We start from the raw sequence: 16,310 nt of genomic DNA, 5'->3' as shown, positions 1-16,310 counted from the left end.
AAGAAGTCTAGGTCAATTGGCAGGTAAGGCAGTTACAAACAAAGGGGAGGAAATATTTTGAAAGCAATTTTATTTGTGGGGCATGGGAGCAGAGATCAAGAGGGAAATCAGCAGGTTCGCGAGTTCATCGGTGAGATGAGAAAGACTTGGGACGATTCTTTCCTGGTTGAGACGTGCTTTTTAGAATTTGAACGGCCTACCGTTAATCAAGGAATCGATCTGTGTGTGGAGAAAGGGGCCGACCATATTGTCGTGATTCCAATCATGCTCTTACAGGCAGGACACTCCAAAATTCATATTCCAGCAGCTATTGATGAGGCAAAGAATAAATATCCACTTGTTCAATTTACTTATGGCCGGCCAATCGGCGTTCATGAGGAAACATTTGAAATTCTAAAAACCAGATTAATGGAAATTGGCGAGAATTTAGAATCCATCGAAGACGATACGGCTGTCCTTTTGTTAGGACGGGGCGGAAGCGATCCCGATGCGAATAGTGATTTATATAAAATTGCTAGATTACTATGGGAAAAAACAAACTATAAAATCGTCGAACCTGCTTTTATGGGGGTGACCAATCCCCTTGTGAACGAAGGGATTGAGCGCTGTATTAAGCTTGGAGCAAAAAAAGTGATAATCCTGCCTTACTTTCTATTCACCGGCATCCTGATTAAACGGTTAGAAGATATGATGGTTCCTATCCAAAATCAATATTCCACGGTTGAATTTCAGTTGGCTGACTATTTTGGTTATCATCCAAAATTACAGACGATTTTAATCGATCGGGTGGAAGAAGCCCTCCGTGATGAGGTGAAGATGAACTGCGATACCTGCCAATACCGTCTCAATGTGATGGAACATATCGATCATCACCACCACCATGATCATGATCACGGCCATGACCATCACCACCACGACCACGACCATCACCATCACCATGATCACGAACATGCAGAGCAAAAGGCAGGAGATAGAGGATGATTTTCGTTTTAGCCGGTACAAGTGATGCACGAGCCCTTGCTTTAGAAATAAAAAAGGAGGGCTTCGATCTCTTGGCCTCCGTTGTCACAGAAAATGCAGCGGTTGAATTAAGGGAGTCAGGGATACCTGTTCAAGTAGGAAGATTAACGGATGAAGACATGGTGGGGTTGTTTGACACAAAAGGGATTCTAGCAGTTGTCGATGCCAGTCATCCGTTTGCGGAAGAAGCTTCGAAAAACGCTATCAAGGCGGCCCAAACGGCGGGAATCCCCTATATCCGGTATGAACGGGAGTCACAAACTTTCCAATATGACAACATGACAGTCGTCGAAAGCTACGAGGAAGCAGCGGAGCTTGCATTAACCAAAAAAGGCGTGGTGATGCTGACGACCGGCAGCAAGACGCTTCAAATTTTCACAGAAAAACTATTAGGAAACCCGGACATCCGCTTGATCGCCAGGATGCTGCCTCGTGTGGATAATATGGAAAAATGTGAGCAGCTAGGGCTGCCGCAGAAAAATATTGTTGCGATCCAGGGACCATTTTCAAAAGAGTTCGACAAAGCCCTATATAAGCAATATGGTGTGACCTTAATGGTGACGAAAGAGAGCGGGAAAGTCGGATCGGTCGATGAAAAGGTCGAAGCCGCTAAGGAACTGGGGATTGAGGTCATCCTTATTGGCCGCCCGAAACTGAATTATGGCACCGTCTATGCTAATTTTATCGATGTCATCACAGAATTACATCAAAAGATTGGTTCCACACCAGCCGTCACAACAGAACAATTATTTTAATACAGGAGTGAGAGAAATGGATTTTCGTACCGAATTTAAACCGTTAACCGTCCAACCGGAACAGATTGAAGGCAGAAGTTTTGAAATGATTAATGAAGAAATTGGGGAGCACCCGTTTACTGAGGAGCAGTATCCGATTGTCCAGCGCATCATCCATGCATCCGCTGATTTTGAACTCGGGAAAAGCGTCCTCTTCCATCCTGACGCGATTCAATCCGGTATTCGGGCGATTCGGAGCGGGAAAATGGTAGTTGCCGATGTTCAAATGATTCAAAGCGGGGCTAATAAAGCACGAATTCAAAAATTCGGCGGAGAAATCAAAGTCTATATTTCCGACCCGGATGTGGTACAAGAAGCCAAACGGTTAAATACCACACGGGCAATTATTTCGATGCGAAAAGCGATCAAAGAAGCGGACGGTGGCATTTTTGCCATCGGGAATGCCCCAACTGCCTTACTCGAACTCATCCGCCTGATTAAAGAAGGAGAAACGAAACCAGGTCTTGTCATTGGTCTGCCAGTTGGGTTTGTTTCTGCGGCTGAGTCAAAAGAAGAACTAGCCAAGCTCGATATCCCGTTCATCACCAATATTGGCAGGAAAGGCGGCAGTACCGTGACCGTTGCCGCATTAAATGCTATTTCCATTATGGCTGAACGGGGATAACCCATGCAGGAAGTACCAAAAGGAAAGCTGCGGGAAGGATATACGACTGGGGCCTGTGCTACGGCAACCACCAAAGCGGCGCTTACGGCATTAATTACCGGTGAGCCGCAAACAGAATCAACGATTTACTTGCCCGTCAAGCGGTTTGCGACCTTTCAGATAGAAAGCTGTGAGATAACGGAACAAACGGCCACCGCCAGTACCATTAAAGACGCGGGGGATGACCCGGATGCCACCCACAGGGCCTTGATCGTTTCCACTGTGTCATGGCTCGATGAACCAGGTATCGTCCTTGACGGGGGAATTGGGGTTGGCCGAGTCACAAAGGACGGATTACCCGTTCCTGTTGGCGAGGCCGCGATTAACCCCGTTCCCCGTAGGATGATTCGTGAGACGGCCGAAGGGGTTTTAAAAGAATTTGGGATTACGAGAGGAATCAAAATCGTTATTTCGGTTCCAGATGGCGAAGAAATTGCTAAAAAAACACTCAATGGACGCTTAGGAATCATTGGCGGGATTTCTATCCTCGGAACCCGCGGGATTGTCGTTCCATTTTCCACAGCCGCCTATAAGGCCAGTATCATCCAGGCAATTAGTGTTGCCCGGGCCAGTGGCTGTGAGCACGTTGTGATTACAACAGGCGGGCGGAGCGAGAAAAATGCGATGAAGCAATTCCCCGAGCTGTCTGAGGAAGCTTTTATCGAAATGGGTGACTTTGTCGGGTTTACCCTTAAACAATGTAAGAAGCAAGGGGTAAAAAGAGTTTCGATGGTCGGCATGATGGGGAAATTCTCAAAGGTAGCAATGGGGATCATGATGGTCCACTCAAAAAGCGCCCCGGTAGATTTTGATTTTTTAGCGGAGGCGGCAAGCCGTACCGGTGCGGATGCCGCCCTGGTCGAGGAAATACGAACGGCCAATACGGCATCACAGGTTGGTGATTTGATGACAGCACAAGGTCATCTATCCTTTTTCGAACGGCTAAGCGACCATTGCTGCCTTGCTGCGTTAAAGGAAGTCGATGGCGGGATCGACATAGATACCACCCTTTATACCATGAAGGGGGATTTGTTAGGAAAGGCGGTGCGAAAGAATGGCATCCATTAAAATGATCGGCATTGGAGACGAAGGGAAAGTCAGCCTGCTCCCGATGTACGAAAAGTGGATTAATGAAAGTGAACTATTAATAGGAGGAAAGAGACAGCTTTCCTTTTTTCCTGAATTCGCCGGTGAAAAAATCGCGATTGAAGGCGGGCTTTCTTCACTGGTCGAACGTTTGCAGTCGGAGACGAGAAACGTAGTGGTTCTAGCTTCCGGAGACCCGTTGTTCTATGGAATTGGAAGCTATTTATCTTCTAAAATCGATTTGGATATTTATCCATATTTAAGTTCGATCCAGCTTGCTTTTGCCAGAATGAAAGAAAGATGGCAGGATGCTTATTTTACCAGCGTTCACGGGAGGAGTATAAAAGGGCTGGCCCAGCGGGTGGATGGAAAAAAAACGGTCGCAATCTTAACCGACACAGAAAATTCCCCAAATAAAATCGCTCAGTATTTGTTTTCCTTTGGCATGACTGAATATGAGGCGTTTGTGGGAGAGAACCTTGGCAGTGACAAGGAACGATGCCGCTGGTTTACCCTTAATGAAATGAAAGATGAAGAGTTTTCACCGCTCAATGTGGTGATTCTCAAGAAAAAAGGGGAAAGCCCGCATAGGCCGATTGGCATTGACGATGCGGAGTTTTTTCAGCGCAAACCGGATAAGGGCTTAATTACCAAAAAGGAAATTCGCACACTAAGCATTAGTGCCCTAAGGTTAAAGGAAGACAGCATGGTTTGGGATATTGGGACATGCACAGGTTCTGTTGCGATTGAGGCAGCGAAAATCGCCAGGGAAGGACAAGTGTTTGCCATCGAAAAGAACGAGGGCGACCTGGAAAACTGTAAGCAAAATTTAGCCAAGTTCCGTGTGGATGCAACACTCGTTCACGGGAAAGCACCAGAGGGATTAGATACCTTCCCAGATCCGGATGCGGTTTTTATTGGCGGGACGGCAGGCGGGATGGAAGACATTTTGGATATTTGCTGCAGCCGCTTGAAAGCGTGTGGACGCATTGTCTTAAATGCCGTCACGATTGAAAATCTTTCCGAAGCGATGATGGCGTTTAAAGAGCGGGGATATGAGACGAACATTACTCTTGCGCAAATATCCAGAAGTAAGCCTATTTTGAATCTGACAAGATTTGATGCATTAAATCCGATTTACATTATAGAAGCATGGCGCAAGGAAGGGGAGTAAACATGTTAGGTACATTATACGGCCTTGGGGTGGGCCCGGGGGATCCAGAGCTCATTACCGTTAAGGCGTTTCGTAAATTAAAGGAATCACCAGTGATTGCCTATCCGAAAAAACAAAAGGGCAGCAAAAGTTATGCCCATCGAATCATTGATGTCTATTTTCAGCCGAACGAAAAAGAAATGCTAGGCCTTGTCTTTCCGATGACAAAGGATCCAGCCACATTGGAAAGAAAATGGACGGAAACCGTGGAAAATGTATGGGCGAAGCTGCAGGAGGGAAAGGATGTCGCTTTTGTAACGGAAGGGGATCCTCTTTTATACAGCACGTTTATTCATATGATGCGTTTGATGCAGGAAAAGTATCCGCAGGTTCCGATTGAAGTCGTTCCTGGGATTTCGTCCATCAATGGGGCGGCTTCTAGGCTGGGAATTCCATTGGCAGATGGAGATGAGCATGTGGCGATTGTTCCAGCACGGGATGACTATGAAACGATGAAAAAAGTCATTCAAGACAATGATTGTGTCATTTTTATAAAAGTAGCGAAGGTAATTGATTTAATGCTTGAAGTATTACGTGATTTAGATTTGCTTGACAAGGCTTCAGTCGTCACAAAGGTAACATCGGATGAAGAGATTATTTGGCGGGCAGATGAGCTCGAAGGAGCGGAGCTTGAATACTTAACATTAATGGTGGTGAGAAAATGAAGCTTTATATCATTGGTGCCGGACCAGGCGATCCTGATTTAATCACGGTAAAAGGTCTTCAGCATCTTCAGGAAGCAGATGTCGTTCTTTATGCAGATTCTCTTGTAAACGAAGACTTAATTGCCAAAGCGAAACCTTCCGCCGAAATATTAAAAACGGCCGGGATGCACTTAGAAGAAATGGTTGACGTCATGGCTGAACGAATCCAGCAAGGGAAAAAGGTCGTTCGTGTCCACACGGGCGATCCGGCTGTCTATGGGGCGATTATGGAACAAATCGTCTTGTTAAGGAAGAAAGGAATCGAAGTAGAGATTGTTCCGGGTGTGAGTTCTGTGTTTGCAGCCGCCGCGGCCGCGCAAGCCGAGTTGACGATTCCTGATTTAACGCAAACCGTAATCCTTACAAGAGCTGAAGGCAGGACACCAGTGCCAGAATTTGAAAAGCTCGCAGATTTAGCCAAACATCATTGCACAATTGCGCTTTTCTTAAGTGCGACGTTAACGAAAAAGCTTGTCAAGGAATTGACCGGGGCTGGCTGGAGCAAGGATACCCCTGTTGCGGTCGTTTACAAAGCGTCGTGGCCGGATCAAAAAATTGTTCGGACCACACTGGAACGGTTGGACGAAGATATGCGGGTGAATGGGATTCGTAAACAGGCGATGATCTTAGCTGGCTGGGCGCTAGATGAAAACATTCACGAACAAGATTATCGTTCCAAGCTATATGACAAAACATTTACACATGGATTCCGCCGGGGGGTGGAGTCGTAATGATCGAGCTCCAAGAAGCACAAAGGGCGGTCATTCAGCAAAAGGGTGACTATGCCGTTGTCGCGATTACAAAGCATGGGGTCGAACTGGCCCGCAAGCTGGGACATTCGTTTCAACATGCCGATGTGTACTATATGGCGAAGTTTGAAAAAGGAGATGAGCGGAACAAGGACATCCAGTTATTCACCGGAAGCGTTCGCCTTCTTCTGCCCTCTCTTTTCGAGGCCTATAAGGGGCTGATCATTATCATTTCCCTTGGAGCCGTGGTCCGAATGATTGCACCTATTTTAAAGGATAAAAAAACAGATCCTGCCGTTGTCGTTATCGACGATAAGGGCGAACATGTGATCAGCGTGCTGTCAGGCCATATCGGCGGTGCTAATGAACTAACGAAAGAAGTGGCGGCCGCCCTAAAGGCCCGCCCCATTATTACCACCGCGTCAGATGTTCAGGAAACGATTGCGGTTGATTTGTTCGGAAAACGGTTTGGCTGGATTTGGGACTCGGCTGAAAAGCTGACGCCCGTTAGCGCTTCGGTTGTGAACGAAGAAAAAATCGCCGTGGTCCAGGAGTCAGGCGAAAAAGACTGGTGGCCATATGGCCGCCCGCTCCCGGGAAATATTAAGCCGTATTCATCGATCCAAGAAGCGCTGGCACAAAAGCCAGATGCAGCCCTAGTGGTAACCCATCGGAATTTATTCGAAGACGAAACGGAGATTTTACATAATGGTGTTTTATATCGACCAAAGGTGATTGTCCTTGGAATGGGCTGCAACCGCGGGACCACTGCAGCGGAGATCGAAGCAGTGATCGACGAAACGCTTGAGGAATTAGGGTTTTCTAAAAAAAGTGTCAAAGCGGTTTGCACGATTGATCTAAAAAAGGATGAAGCGGGGCTGCTCGAAGTGGTGAATAAAAACCGCTGGGAGTTTATTTATTACACACCAGCTGAATTGAATGCCATTGAACTTCAGAACCCTTCTGAAACGGTTTTTAAATATACCGGTGCGTACGGTGTCAGTGAGCCGGCCGCCTTATTGTACAGCGGTGCGGAACAGTTAGCGCTAATGAAGAAGAAATCGGGTAATGTCACCATTTCAGTAGCGGTCATTCCCTATTGATAGAGGAGGGAAATAGAATGTCTAGTCGCCGACTTGTAATTGCAGGGACAGGCAGCGGTGTCGGAAAAACTACTCTGACCATTGGGCTGATGTCTGCTTTAAGGAAAAAAGGTTATACCGTCCAGGGCTTTAAATGCGGTCCAGATTATATCGACCCGACCTATCATACGGCCGTCACGGGAAGAACGTCAAGAAACATTGACAGCTGGATGCTCAACCACGAGATGGTCAAAGAGATTGTCAACCGCGCAAGTGTTGGGGCGGATATTTCCGTTATCGAGGGGGTAATGGGATTCTTTGATGGGAAAAATCCTCTTAACAATATGGGCTCTACTGCCGAAATCAGTCTCATCACCGAAAGTCCGGTCATTTTGGTCGTGAATTGTGCCAGCATGGCCCGTAGTGCGGCTGCCATTGTGAAGGGATTTCAAACGTTTCTGGAGGAAGCCAATATTATCGGAGTAATCGCCAATCGGGTGGGCAGCGAAGGGCATTTTAAAATCGTCCAAACCGCGATTGAGCAAGAATGCGGTATCCCCGTCCTTGGCTATTTGAAAAGAAACGAGGAACTCTCGATTCCGGAACGGCATTTAGGGTTGATACCCTCCGTTGAACGGGGAGAATTGGATCCATTTTTTGAGCAGCTTGGTGATTTAGTGCTTGAAACCATCGATGTAGATTCTTTATATGAGCTGGCGAAAGCTTCCCCTTTAAAGGTAAAAGAATCCCAGTTTAAGAGAGTGGAGCAGGCAACTGTAAAAATTGCAGTCGCACGAGATGCCGCTTTTAATTTTTACTATCAGGAAAACCTCGACATGTTAGCAGCCGCCGGAGCCGAGCTGATCGAGTTCTCTCCATTAAAGGGTGAATGCCTGCCTGAACAAGTCGATGGCTTGTATATCGGCGGCGGGTTCCCAGAGGAATTTGCGGAAGAGCTGACCAAACAGACAGAGGTAAAGGACTCGATTCGATCGGCCATTGCAAAAGGACTGCCAACCTTAGCGGAATGCGGCGGGTTTATGTACTTAACCGAATCGTTGGAAACAACGGATGAAACGAGTTATAAAATGGTCGGGATCATTCCCGGAAAGGTGAAAATGCAGTCAAAACTAGCAGCTTTGGGATACCGGGAAATCACTGCAGAAGGAGAAAATTTCTTGTTAGCGGGAAATCTGAAAGCAAGAGGTCATGAATTTCACTACTCTACCTTTCATCCGAGAACAGACTTTGACCCGGCCTATCAAACGAAAGGAATGCGTGGGTTTAAGCAGGAGGGCTATCGGAAAGGGAATTTAATTTCAGGTTATACCCATTTTCATTTTGGCTCTTGCCCCGAGCTTGTGGAAAATTGGGTGAAGAAATGTAAGGAGTTCAAAGAAAATGGTTAAAGCTCTACCACTTATGTTTCAAGGGACTAATTCGGATGTCGGCAAAAGTGTCGTCGTGACGGCCTTTTGCCGGATTTTCTCTCAGGATGGACATAAAACGGTTCCGTTTAAATCACAAAATATGGCGTTAAATTCCTATATTACCGTGGACGGAAAAGAAATCGGCAGAGCCCAGGGAGTTCAGGCCGAAGCCGCAGGGATTCAGGCAACCACGGATATGAACCCGATTCTACTAAAGCCGAACCGGGATAACCAATCCCAAATTGTCGTCCATGGTAAACCATATAAGAATATGGAAGCAGGAAGGTACCGCCAGGAATTCTTTCAAACGGGATTGACACTGATTCAACAATCACTCTCCACCCTGTCCCAAAATTATGAACGGATTGTCATTGAAGGGGCAGGCAGTCCGGCCGAGATTAATCTCAATGATCGGGAATTGGTCAATATGCGGGTCGCTAAAATGGCGAATGCCCCTGTGATCCTGATTGGGGATATCGAAAAAGGGGGAGTGTTTGCTAGTTTAGTAGGAACCCTTCAACTGATGGAACCAGCGGACCGCGACCGAGTGATAGGCGTGATTATCAATAAATTCCGCGGCGATATCCGCCTGCTGGAATCCGGATTAACGTGGTTTGAGGAGTATTCAGGTAAACCAGTTCTCGGCGTGATTCCTTACTTGGAAAATTTAAATATTGATGCCGAGGATTCCGTGATTTTAAATCAATATACCTCCACACAAAATACCGAAAAAGAATTGGATATCGCGGTGATCCAGTATCCGAAAATCTCCAATTTCACCGATGTCGACCCTTTTTTTGCCGAGCCGGATTGTCATGTCCGATTTATAACGAGAGCGGATCAATTACACGACCCAGATTTAGTGATTCTCCCTGGCAGCAAGAATACAATTGAAGATTTGCTGTTTTTAAGAAAGAGCGGCATCGCTCAAAAAATAGCAGAATTAAAGAAAAAGAAACACACCGTTCTTTTCGGGATCTGCGGCGGCTATCAAATGCTCGGGGATAAAATTGAGGATCCGTTAGCGATCGAGTCGCTCCATCAAGCAATCGATGGTCTTCAGTTACTGCCAATTGAAACGACCATTACGAAAGAAAAGACGACGATCCTATCAAATGGGATGTTGCATCTTTTCGGAAAAAATTTTCATGTGACAGGTTACGAGATTCATATGGGTGAAACCTTGACGAAAGGAGCGTCCCAAGGGCTTATTTTTACGAATGAAAAATGGGATGGCTGTCATTCTTCAGACGAAACCATCATTGGCACTTATTTTCATGGGATATTTCATAATGATGAATTTCGCGAGGAATTGCTTAATCAGATCCGACGCAAAAAGGGGTTGGAGCCCATCCACAAGCGCCCATCTTTTAACCAATTGAGGAAAGAGGCGTTTGACCGTCTGGCAGAACATGTTAGGAAACATGTAAAACTCGATGTCATTGAACAATTAATGAAGGATTACCAAAAAAGGGGGATCACCCAATGAATAGCATAAAAACAGCGATCCAACCTCTCGATAGAGAAATGGGGCAGCAAGTTCGTGAGTATATCGATACGTTAACCAAACCTCCGGGCAGTTTGGGGAGATTAGAGGAAATAGCCATTCAACTGGCGGAAATGACATCTGAAGCCTTTCCGGTCGTGTCACCGCCTGGAGTGATCGTGTTTGCCGCTGATCATGGCGTGGTCGAAGAAGGGGTGTCCGCTTTTCCGCAGGAAGTAACTGTGCAAATGGTTATGAACTTCTTAAACAGCGGTGCGGCCATCAATGTCTTTAGCCGGCAAATCGGGGCTATGTTTGAAGTGGTCGATATCGGTGTCGCAGCAGATATTGAGACTGAAGGGTTTGTGAATCGGAAAATTCGCTATGGAACCAACAATATTTGCCAGCAGGATGCAATGACAAGAGAAGAGGCCGAACAAGCCATCGCCGTTGGCTATGAACGGGCGGAACAGATGATTCAACAGGGAATCAAATGCCTAATTGTTGGTGAAATGGGGATTGGCAATACGACGCCAAGCAGTGCGATCGCAGCGGTTCTAAGCGGGCAGGACATCGGTGCTCTTGTCGGCCGAGGAACAGGGATTCCGACAGAAAAAATCCGTCATAAGCAAGAGGTCATCACACGGGCACTAAAGGAAAGAAACCCTGAGCGGAAGGATCCAATCGATATCTTAGCTAAAATTGGCGGTTTGGAAATAGCCGGCATGACCGGTGCAATGCTCTCCGCCGCTCGGAACCGGATCCCGATATTGGTAGATGGATTTATTTGCACGGTAGCAGCTCTTTTGGCAAGGGAAATCTGTGCGACAACAGCGGATTATATGATAGTCGGTCATCGTTCCGTCGAGCCGGGACATGAAATTGCGCTGCAGTTATTAGGAAAGAAACCACTACTTGATCTAGATTTACGGCTAGGCGAAGGAAGCGGGGCAGCAGTGGCCTTTCCTATCTTACAATCAGCGACCTTAATGCTAAAAGAAATGGCCACCTTTTCATCAGCCGGAATTTCAAATGAGTAACGAAGGAAAGGAGCGAGAAGATGACGAATGGAAAAGTATATCTCGTTGGTGCTGGACCGGGAGACCCTAGGCTGATCACGGTTTATGGGATGGAGTGTATCCAGCAGGCGGATGTGATTTTATATGACCGCTTAGTAAATGAGGAACTGTTGAAATATGCAAAGGCAGAGGCAGAGCTGATATTTTGCGGTAAACAGCCAGGAAGACATCAGGTCATTCAAGATCAAATTCACGAGCTGTTAATTGAAAAAGCCAGTCAGGGCAAGACTGTCACCAGATTAAAAGGAGGTGATCCCTGTATTTTCGGCCGTGTCGGTGAAGAAGCGGAAATTCTCGCGGAACATGGGATCCGCTATGAAATGGTGCCGGGGATTACAGCTGGTATTGCAGCGCCTGCTTATGCCGGAATTCCGGTGACCCACCGCGATTATGCTTCCTCCTTCGCGATCGTCACTGGCCATAGCCGAGCGGAAAAGGATGAGGATCAATTAAATTGGCCAGCCCTCGCTCAAGGAATCGATACGATTGCCTTTTATATGGGAATTGGGAATTTACCCTATATTGTTTCGAGATTAATCGAGAACGGAAAAAGCCCTGATACGAAAGCCGCGATTATCCAATGGGGGACGACGGCCAAGCAGAAGACGGTGACCGGAAGTTTAAAGGATATCGAAGTCCGGGTCCTTGAAGCCGGGATTACTCATCCGGCGATTGTTCTGGTGGGTGATGTGGTCGGCCTGCGCGAGAAATTACGTTGGTTTCAAGAAGCAGAAGAAAAACAAGAAGTAGGAATAGGGAGGGACTAAAATGTCGATTATAGCGGAAATCAAAAATCGAAGAGCAATCCGTGATTATGCGGCACGAGAGGTCGAAGACGAAAAGATTCATAGCTTATTAGAAGCAGCGACATGGGCACCGAATGACCGGATGCGGGAACCATGGAGCTTTTATGTTATTAAAGGCGAAGCAAAAAAACAATATGAGGCGTTGGCCTATGAATACTTACAGGAACGCTTTCCAACCAAACCAAATTTAATCGAAAGCTCCTTAAAAGTGCTAAAAACCACACCGGTTCATATTGTCGTAACAGCCGACATGGTTCCAGGCGATGAAGAGGCCTCTGCCGATAATGAATATGCCGTATGCTGCGCAATCCATTCGATGTGGCTTGCCGCCCAAGAATTGGGACTAGGGCTGGTTTGGAGGACAAGGGGCGTCGGACTTGTTCGCGACCAACGAATGGTTGAGTTTATTGGATCACCTGAAAACAAGAAAATTATCGGAAATTTGTTTATCGGTTATCCCGATCCAGAAGTATTAAAAAAGGCGAAAGTGCCGGCTCGGACATCCTTTGAAGAAAAAACAGTCTGGCTGTAACGAGGAGTAAAGCGGATGGAAGAGGTAACAGAAAACAAAGCAAAGCGCGGTCTTACATTAGTTTATACCGGTGATGGAAAAGGGAAAACGACAGCAGCCCTTGGGCTCGCCGTTCGTGCCGCAGGCCGGGGAAAACGGGTACTCATGATTCAATTTATTAAATCGCCTGATCGAACGTACGGAGAAAAAATTACGTTCGAGAAATTGGGGATTGAAATCGTACAGACAGGAGTCGGCTTTACGTGGACGAAGACACCGGTGGAACATCGGGGAGCCCTAAAAACAGCGTGGGCGTTAACGAAAGAAAAGGTACTGTTTGGCGGCTACGATGTTGTCATTTTAGATGAACTGAATAATGCGCTCGCAATTGATAAATTCCCGATTGACGATGTCCTTCCGTTGACAGAAGTACTGGAGTTGATTCAGCAGCGCCCCAAGGGGATGCATCTGGTCATTACCGGACGGTCTGCTAAAGAGGAGATCATCACTTGCGCTGATTTAGTAACCGAAATGAAGCCCGTTAAGCACTATTATAATGAAGGAATTCCTGCCGTGATGGGAATTGAGTTTTAATGGTCTACATTGAAAAATTTGGACATGGCGGCGATTTACTGACGGCCAGGCAACTGTTTCGTAAAGATTCTATTTCGGTGTACCTTCTGAGCGGGCAAAGATGGGCGAACCGTTGCGGTACATTGAAGGCCTTGGGAGTCTAATTATATGAAACTAGGAAAAGGAAGCTGCAATGGAACATTTGGAGAATTGGTCCAAGGAATCATGGGTGATCGCCCTTATTTAATCACCCTGCCTATATCGAGTTTAAGAAGTGAGGCTAGGTTTATTCCAGATCCAATCGTTAACGAAATAAGAGTGGCAGACTCAAAAGTAAAAGCTCAAAGAGCAGGGGAATGGTTATTCCAACTGTTTGGGGTAAAAGGCGGCGGGGATCTCGAGATACGCTCGAATATCCCAGTTGGTAAAGGTCTGGCCAGCAGTTCAGCAGATATTGTTGCTGCATTAAGAGCAATTGCTGGCAGCTATAGTCTTCCGCTCACAAATGAAATGATCTCGATGATTGCCGCAAAAGTGGAACCTACCGATGGGGTAATGTATGAGGAAGTCGTAGTCTATGACTATATTCACGGTCAGCTGATTGAAAGCTTTGGGGCCTTACCCCCATTCATCCTCGTTGGTATCGACCTTGGGGGTATGATCAACACAATTGAATTTAATAAAGTTCCGAAAGAGTACAGCCAGAACGATCAACAGCAATTTATGAAAGCTTATGATCTGGTTACAAAAGGGTTTAAGGAGAAAAATTTAACTTATATTGGGGAGGCAGCAACCCTCAGTGCACGGGTGAATCAAAAAATATTGCCAAAGCCTGTTTTTCCTCTATTAGATCAGCTGGCCCATCGCTATCAGGGCGGAATCGTTGTCGCCCACAGTGGAACGGTCGCGGGAATTTTACTAGATGGAAATCTTCCAAACGGTGATGAGGTGGTTTCACACTTATTTAGGGAAATGTCACTCGCTTTCAAGGGTGTTCCTATAAATTTATTTCATTATGAAAACAAGGAAAAGATCATAATTTGAAAGACTCGCAAAGTTTGATTTCAAAAGGGGGTTAACATGTTTAGTCTAGAGGAACGAGAAGTGATTTATGATGTCGATTGATTTTTTATGTTGCAACCGTTTATAAAAGGGAGGAATTTTTAAATGGAAACTGTATCACTGTTTTTACTTGTTTTTGTTTTGGGGCTTCGGCATGGGTTGGATGCTGATCATCTTGCCTTTATTGATGGACAAACCCGTTATAATTGGAGAATGGGCAATTCGTTTGCACGTTGGGTGGGGACATTATTTTCATTGGGTCACGGAGGAATGGTAGCATTAACAGCAGGTATTTTAGGAATGGTGATAGAGAATTTTTCATTCCCAGCTTATTTTAATAATTTTGCATCATGGGTGTCGATTATTTCTTTATTCCTTATTGGAACGTTAAATACGTATAATCTGTTACGCACTAGAAACAATCACGAAGAGTTTCAACTTAGCGGACTAAAGGGAAAGTTTATTCCAAAAATTGCGAAGGGGACTACAAATCCTTTTCTTATTATTTTAGTAGGGGCTTTGTTTGCCCTGGCTGCCGAGACAGTAAGTCAAACCGCCGTCTGGTCTTTGGCGGCAGGAAATGCAAGTGAATATACCCCTTTATTTTTAGGGCTAGTTTTTATGTTTGGAATGATGATTACAGATACAATTGATTCGATGATTGTCTATAAAATGGTGAACCAGTCCAGCAAAATCGGTCAAGCTGCGTCAAGACTAATGGGTTGGGTGATTGTCGTCTTGGCATACGGGGTTTCCTTCTATCTGGCATTTACTTTCTTTAACCCTTGGGCAGAACTAGATTTCGAAATCGTGGGAGTCATTCTTTTCATTTTTTTAGTCGCATCATTTATCTTTATAAGCGTTTACACTAAAAAACAGAATTATGAAATAAATACTACGAATTAATTATAAAAGCTCTGACAATTTTATAGTGTCAGAGCTCTTTTATCCTCTATAATAATCGTCCGTAAAATTACGTAAATTAAGAATCTACAATCTTTTTTTGCTGTTATAGTTGCTCACAAGCAGTTATATGGAAACAAATAATTCTTTTTTTAAAAATATTGGAATTTTATAGTTCAGGGAGAGGCATGAATGAAGACTGGAATAGAAACAGATTATGATTACATTGAGTTATGGAAAGAATCTATGATTGATCATAATGGAAATATACCGAAGCGATTAGAAGATGATCAGGCTGAAGAAGCCTTCTGGTCTTCAATGCTGGAGAGAAAGATAAGGCATAAACCAGATTCATATGCACAAATTGTAAAAGAGGAACTTCTGCCTCTTTTACATAGTGATGATCATGTATTGGAAATCGGCCCTGGATGGGGGAACTATACCTTTGCAATAGCTGATAAAGTTCGTAAGCTCACATGTATAGACAGTTCAAAAAGTATTGTGCAATTTTTAAAGTCCCAGGCTGCTACTAAAGGTGTCTGTAATATGCAATTGATTCAAGATAAATGGGAAAGTGAAAAACAAGGAGCGAAATATGATGTGGTGTTTGGATTCAATTGTTACTACCGTATGTATGATATAGGAAACGCATTTTTAAAAATGAATGAGTCAGCAAACCGTCTAGTAATTGCAGGAATGACAACAGGTCCAGAAAAGCCTCACTACATGGAACTATATCAAATGGGATATAAAATCAATTTAAGACGCCGAGATTATATTCATATCTTGAATGCACTATATCAGCTTGGAATTCTGGCAAACTGTAAAATCGTAAAATTGCAAAGCAGGAAAAGCTATTCTTCCTATGAGCAATTGATTCGCGATAATACCACCAAGATTTTGAATGAGCACTATAATGGTCATGAAGTGGAGACCGTTATTAATAAATATGTGTCAGAAAAAGACGGTACATATGAGTACGTATATCCGTTTCATGCTGCTTTAATGTATTGGAATCCAACGAATATATGAAAATGGAAGCCACAAAATTAAAAGGTGCTAATTCCTGCAAAGCATATTGCTTTGACAAATAAGAGAGGATTCCACAAGTGGTGATGAAGACCTCTCTATTTAATAATAGAGAGGTC

At 45.0% G+C, this 16,310-nt stretch carries 17 protein-coding genes; all 17 read left to right on the top strand.

Going from position 1 to position 16,310, the window contains the following annotated elements; genetic code table 11:
• Positions 1-57 precede the first annotated feature (57 nt).
• Positions 58-981, top strand: coding sequence for a sirohydrochlorin chelatase (locus ACSU6B_RS17800; RefSeq protein ID WP_410887257.1), 924 nt, complete (start codon positions 58-60; stop codon positions 979-981).
• Positions 978-1,775, top strand: a complete 798-nt coding sequence (cobK, locus tag ACSU6B_RS17795) for a precorrin-6A reductase (protein WP_410887255.1) — start codon at positions 978-980, stop codon at positions 1,773-1,775. The genes ACSU6B_RS17800 and cobK overlap by 4 nt, the downstream gene beginning before the upstream one ends.
• Before the next feature lie 16 nt (positions 1,776-1,791).
• The gene (locus tag ACSU6B_RS17790) at positions 1,792-2,439 is read left to right on the top strand and encodes a precorrin-8X methylmutase (protein ID WP_168243617.1); all 648 of its coding nucleotides are present in this window, start codon (positions 1,792-1,794) and stop codon (positions 2,437-2,439) included.
• Between the two features lie 3 nt (positions 2,440-2,442).
• On the top strand, positions 2,443-3,546 hold the full coding sequence (locus ACSU6B_RS17785; protein WP_410887252.1) for a cobalt-precorrin-5B (C(1))-methyltransferase: 1,104 nt from the start codon (positions 2,443-2,445) through the stop codon (positions 3,544-3,546).
• Entirely contained in the window at positions 3,533-4,738 is a 1,206-nt protein-coding gene (gene cbiE / locus ACSU6B_RS17780) for a precorrin-6y C5,15-methyltransferase (decarboxylating) subunit CbiE (protein ID WP_410887250.1), read from the top strand. The genes ACSU6B_RS17785 and cbiE overlap by 14 nt, the downstream gene beginning before the upstream one ends.
• 2 nt (positions 4,739-4,740) lie before the next feature.
• Entirely contained in the window at positions 4,741-5,442 is a 702-nt protein-coding gene (gene cobI, locus ACSU6B_RS17775) for a precorrin-2 C(20)-methyltransferase (RefSeq protein WP_098527933.1), read from the top strand.
• Positions 5,439-6,212 carry a precorrin-4 C(11)-methyltransferase gene (cobM, locus tag ACSU6B_RS17770; RefSeq protein WP_410887248.1) on the top strand — a complete coding sequence of 258 codons (774 nt, stop codon included), beginning with the start codon at positions 5,439-5,441 and terminating at the stop codon, positions 6,210-6,212. The genes cobI and cobM overlap by 4 nt, the downstream gene beginning before the upstream one ends.
• Positions 6,212-7,333, top strand: a complete 1,122-nt coding sequence (locus tag ACSU6B_RS17765) for a cobalt-precorrin 5A hydrolase (RefSeq protein WP_410887246.1) — start codon at positions 6,212-6,214, stop codon at positions 7,331-7,333. Before cobM ends, ACSU6B_RS17765 begins: the two co-directional genes overlap by 1 nt.
• A gap of 17 nt (positions 7,334-7,350) precedes the next feature.
• A complete protein-coding gene (locus ACSU6B_RS17760) occupies positions 7,351-8,721 on the top strand; it encodes a cobyrinate a,c-diamide synthase (protein ID WP_410887244.1) in 1,371 nt (456 codons plus the stop codon).
• Positions 8,714-10,231 (top strand): cobyric acid synthase, encoded by a 1,518-nt coding sequence (locus ACSU6B_RS17755; protein ID WP_410887242.1) that lies wholly within the window; start codon positions 8,714-8,716, stop codon positions 10,229-10,231. The genes ACSU6B_RS17760 and ACSU6B_RS17755 overlap by 8 nt, the downstream gene beginning before the upstream one ends.
• A complete protein-coding gene (cobT, locus tag ACSU6B_RS17750; RefSeq protein WP_410887240.1) occupies positions 10,228-11,268 on the top strand; it encodes a nicotinate-nucleotide--dimethylbenzimidazole phosphoribosyltransferase in 1,041 nt (346 codons plus the stop codon). Before ACSU6B_RS17755 ends, cobT begins: the two co-directional genes overlap by 4 nt.
• 20 nt (positions 11,269-11,288) lie before the next feature.
• Positions 11,289-12,074 (top strand): uroporphyrinogen-III C-methyltransferase, encoded by a 786-nt coding sequence (gene cobA / locus ACSU6B_RS17745; protein WP_410887238.1) that lies wholly within the window; start codon positions 11,289-11,291, stop codon positions 12,072-12,074.
• 1 nt (position 12,075) lies between these two features.
• Complete coding sequence (locus ACSU6B_RS17740; protein ID WP_410887236.1) at positions 12,076-12,645, top strand: nitroreductase family protein; 570 nt, start codon at positions 12,076-12,078, stop codon at positions 12,643-12,645.
• Positions 12,646-12,660: 15 nt separating this feature from the next.
• Positions 12,661-13,218 carry a cob(I)yrinic acid a,c-diamide adenosyltransferase gene (cobO, locus tag ACSU6B_RS17735; RefSeq protein WP_410887234.1) on the top strand — a complete coding sequence of 186 codons (558 nt, stop codon included), beginning with the start codon at positions 12,661-12,663 and terminating at the stop codon, positions 13,216-13,218.
• 147 nt (positions 13,219-13,365) lie between these two features.
• Positions 13,366-14,241 (top strand): GHMP family kinase ATP-binding protein, encoded by an 876-nt coding sequence (locus ACSU6B_RS17730; RefSeq protein ID WP_410887232.1) that lies wholly within the window; start codon positions 13,366-13,368, stop codon positions 14,239-14,241.
• 123 nt (positions 14,242-14,364) lie between these two features.
• Entirely contained in the window at positions 14,365-15,165 is an 801-nt protein-coding gene (locus ACSU6B_RS17725) for a sodium:proton antiporter (protein ID WP_410887230.1), read from the top strand.
• A 189-nt stretch (positions 15,166-15,354) separates the two neighbouring features.
• Complete coding sequence (locus ACSU6B_RS17720; RefSeq protein ID WP_410887228.1) at positions 15,355-16,194, top strand: methyltransferase domain-containing protein; 840 nt, start codon at positions 15,355-15,357, stop codon at positions 16,192-16,194.
• Positions 16,195-16,310: the final 116 nt, after the last annotated feature.

Origin of the sequence: Neobacillus sp. C211 (assembly GCF_051842875.1) — a bacterium.
Taxonomy (GTDB): domain Bacteria; phylum Bacillota; class Bacilli; order Bacillales; family Cytobacillaceae; genus Neobacillus.
Note: the sequence above shows the minus strand (reverse complement) of the source record. Positions and strands in the feature narration are given on the sequence as shown.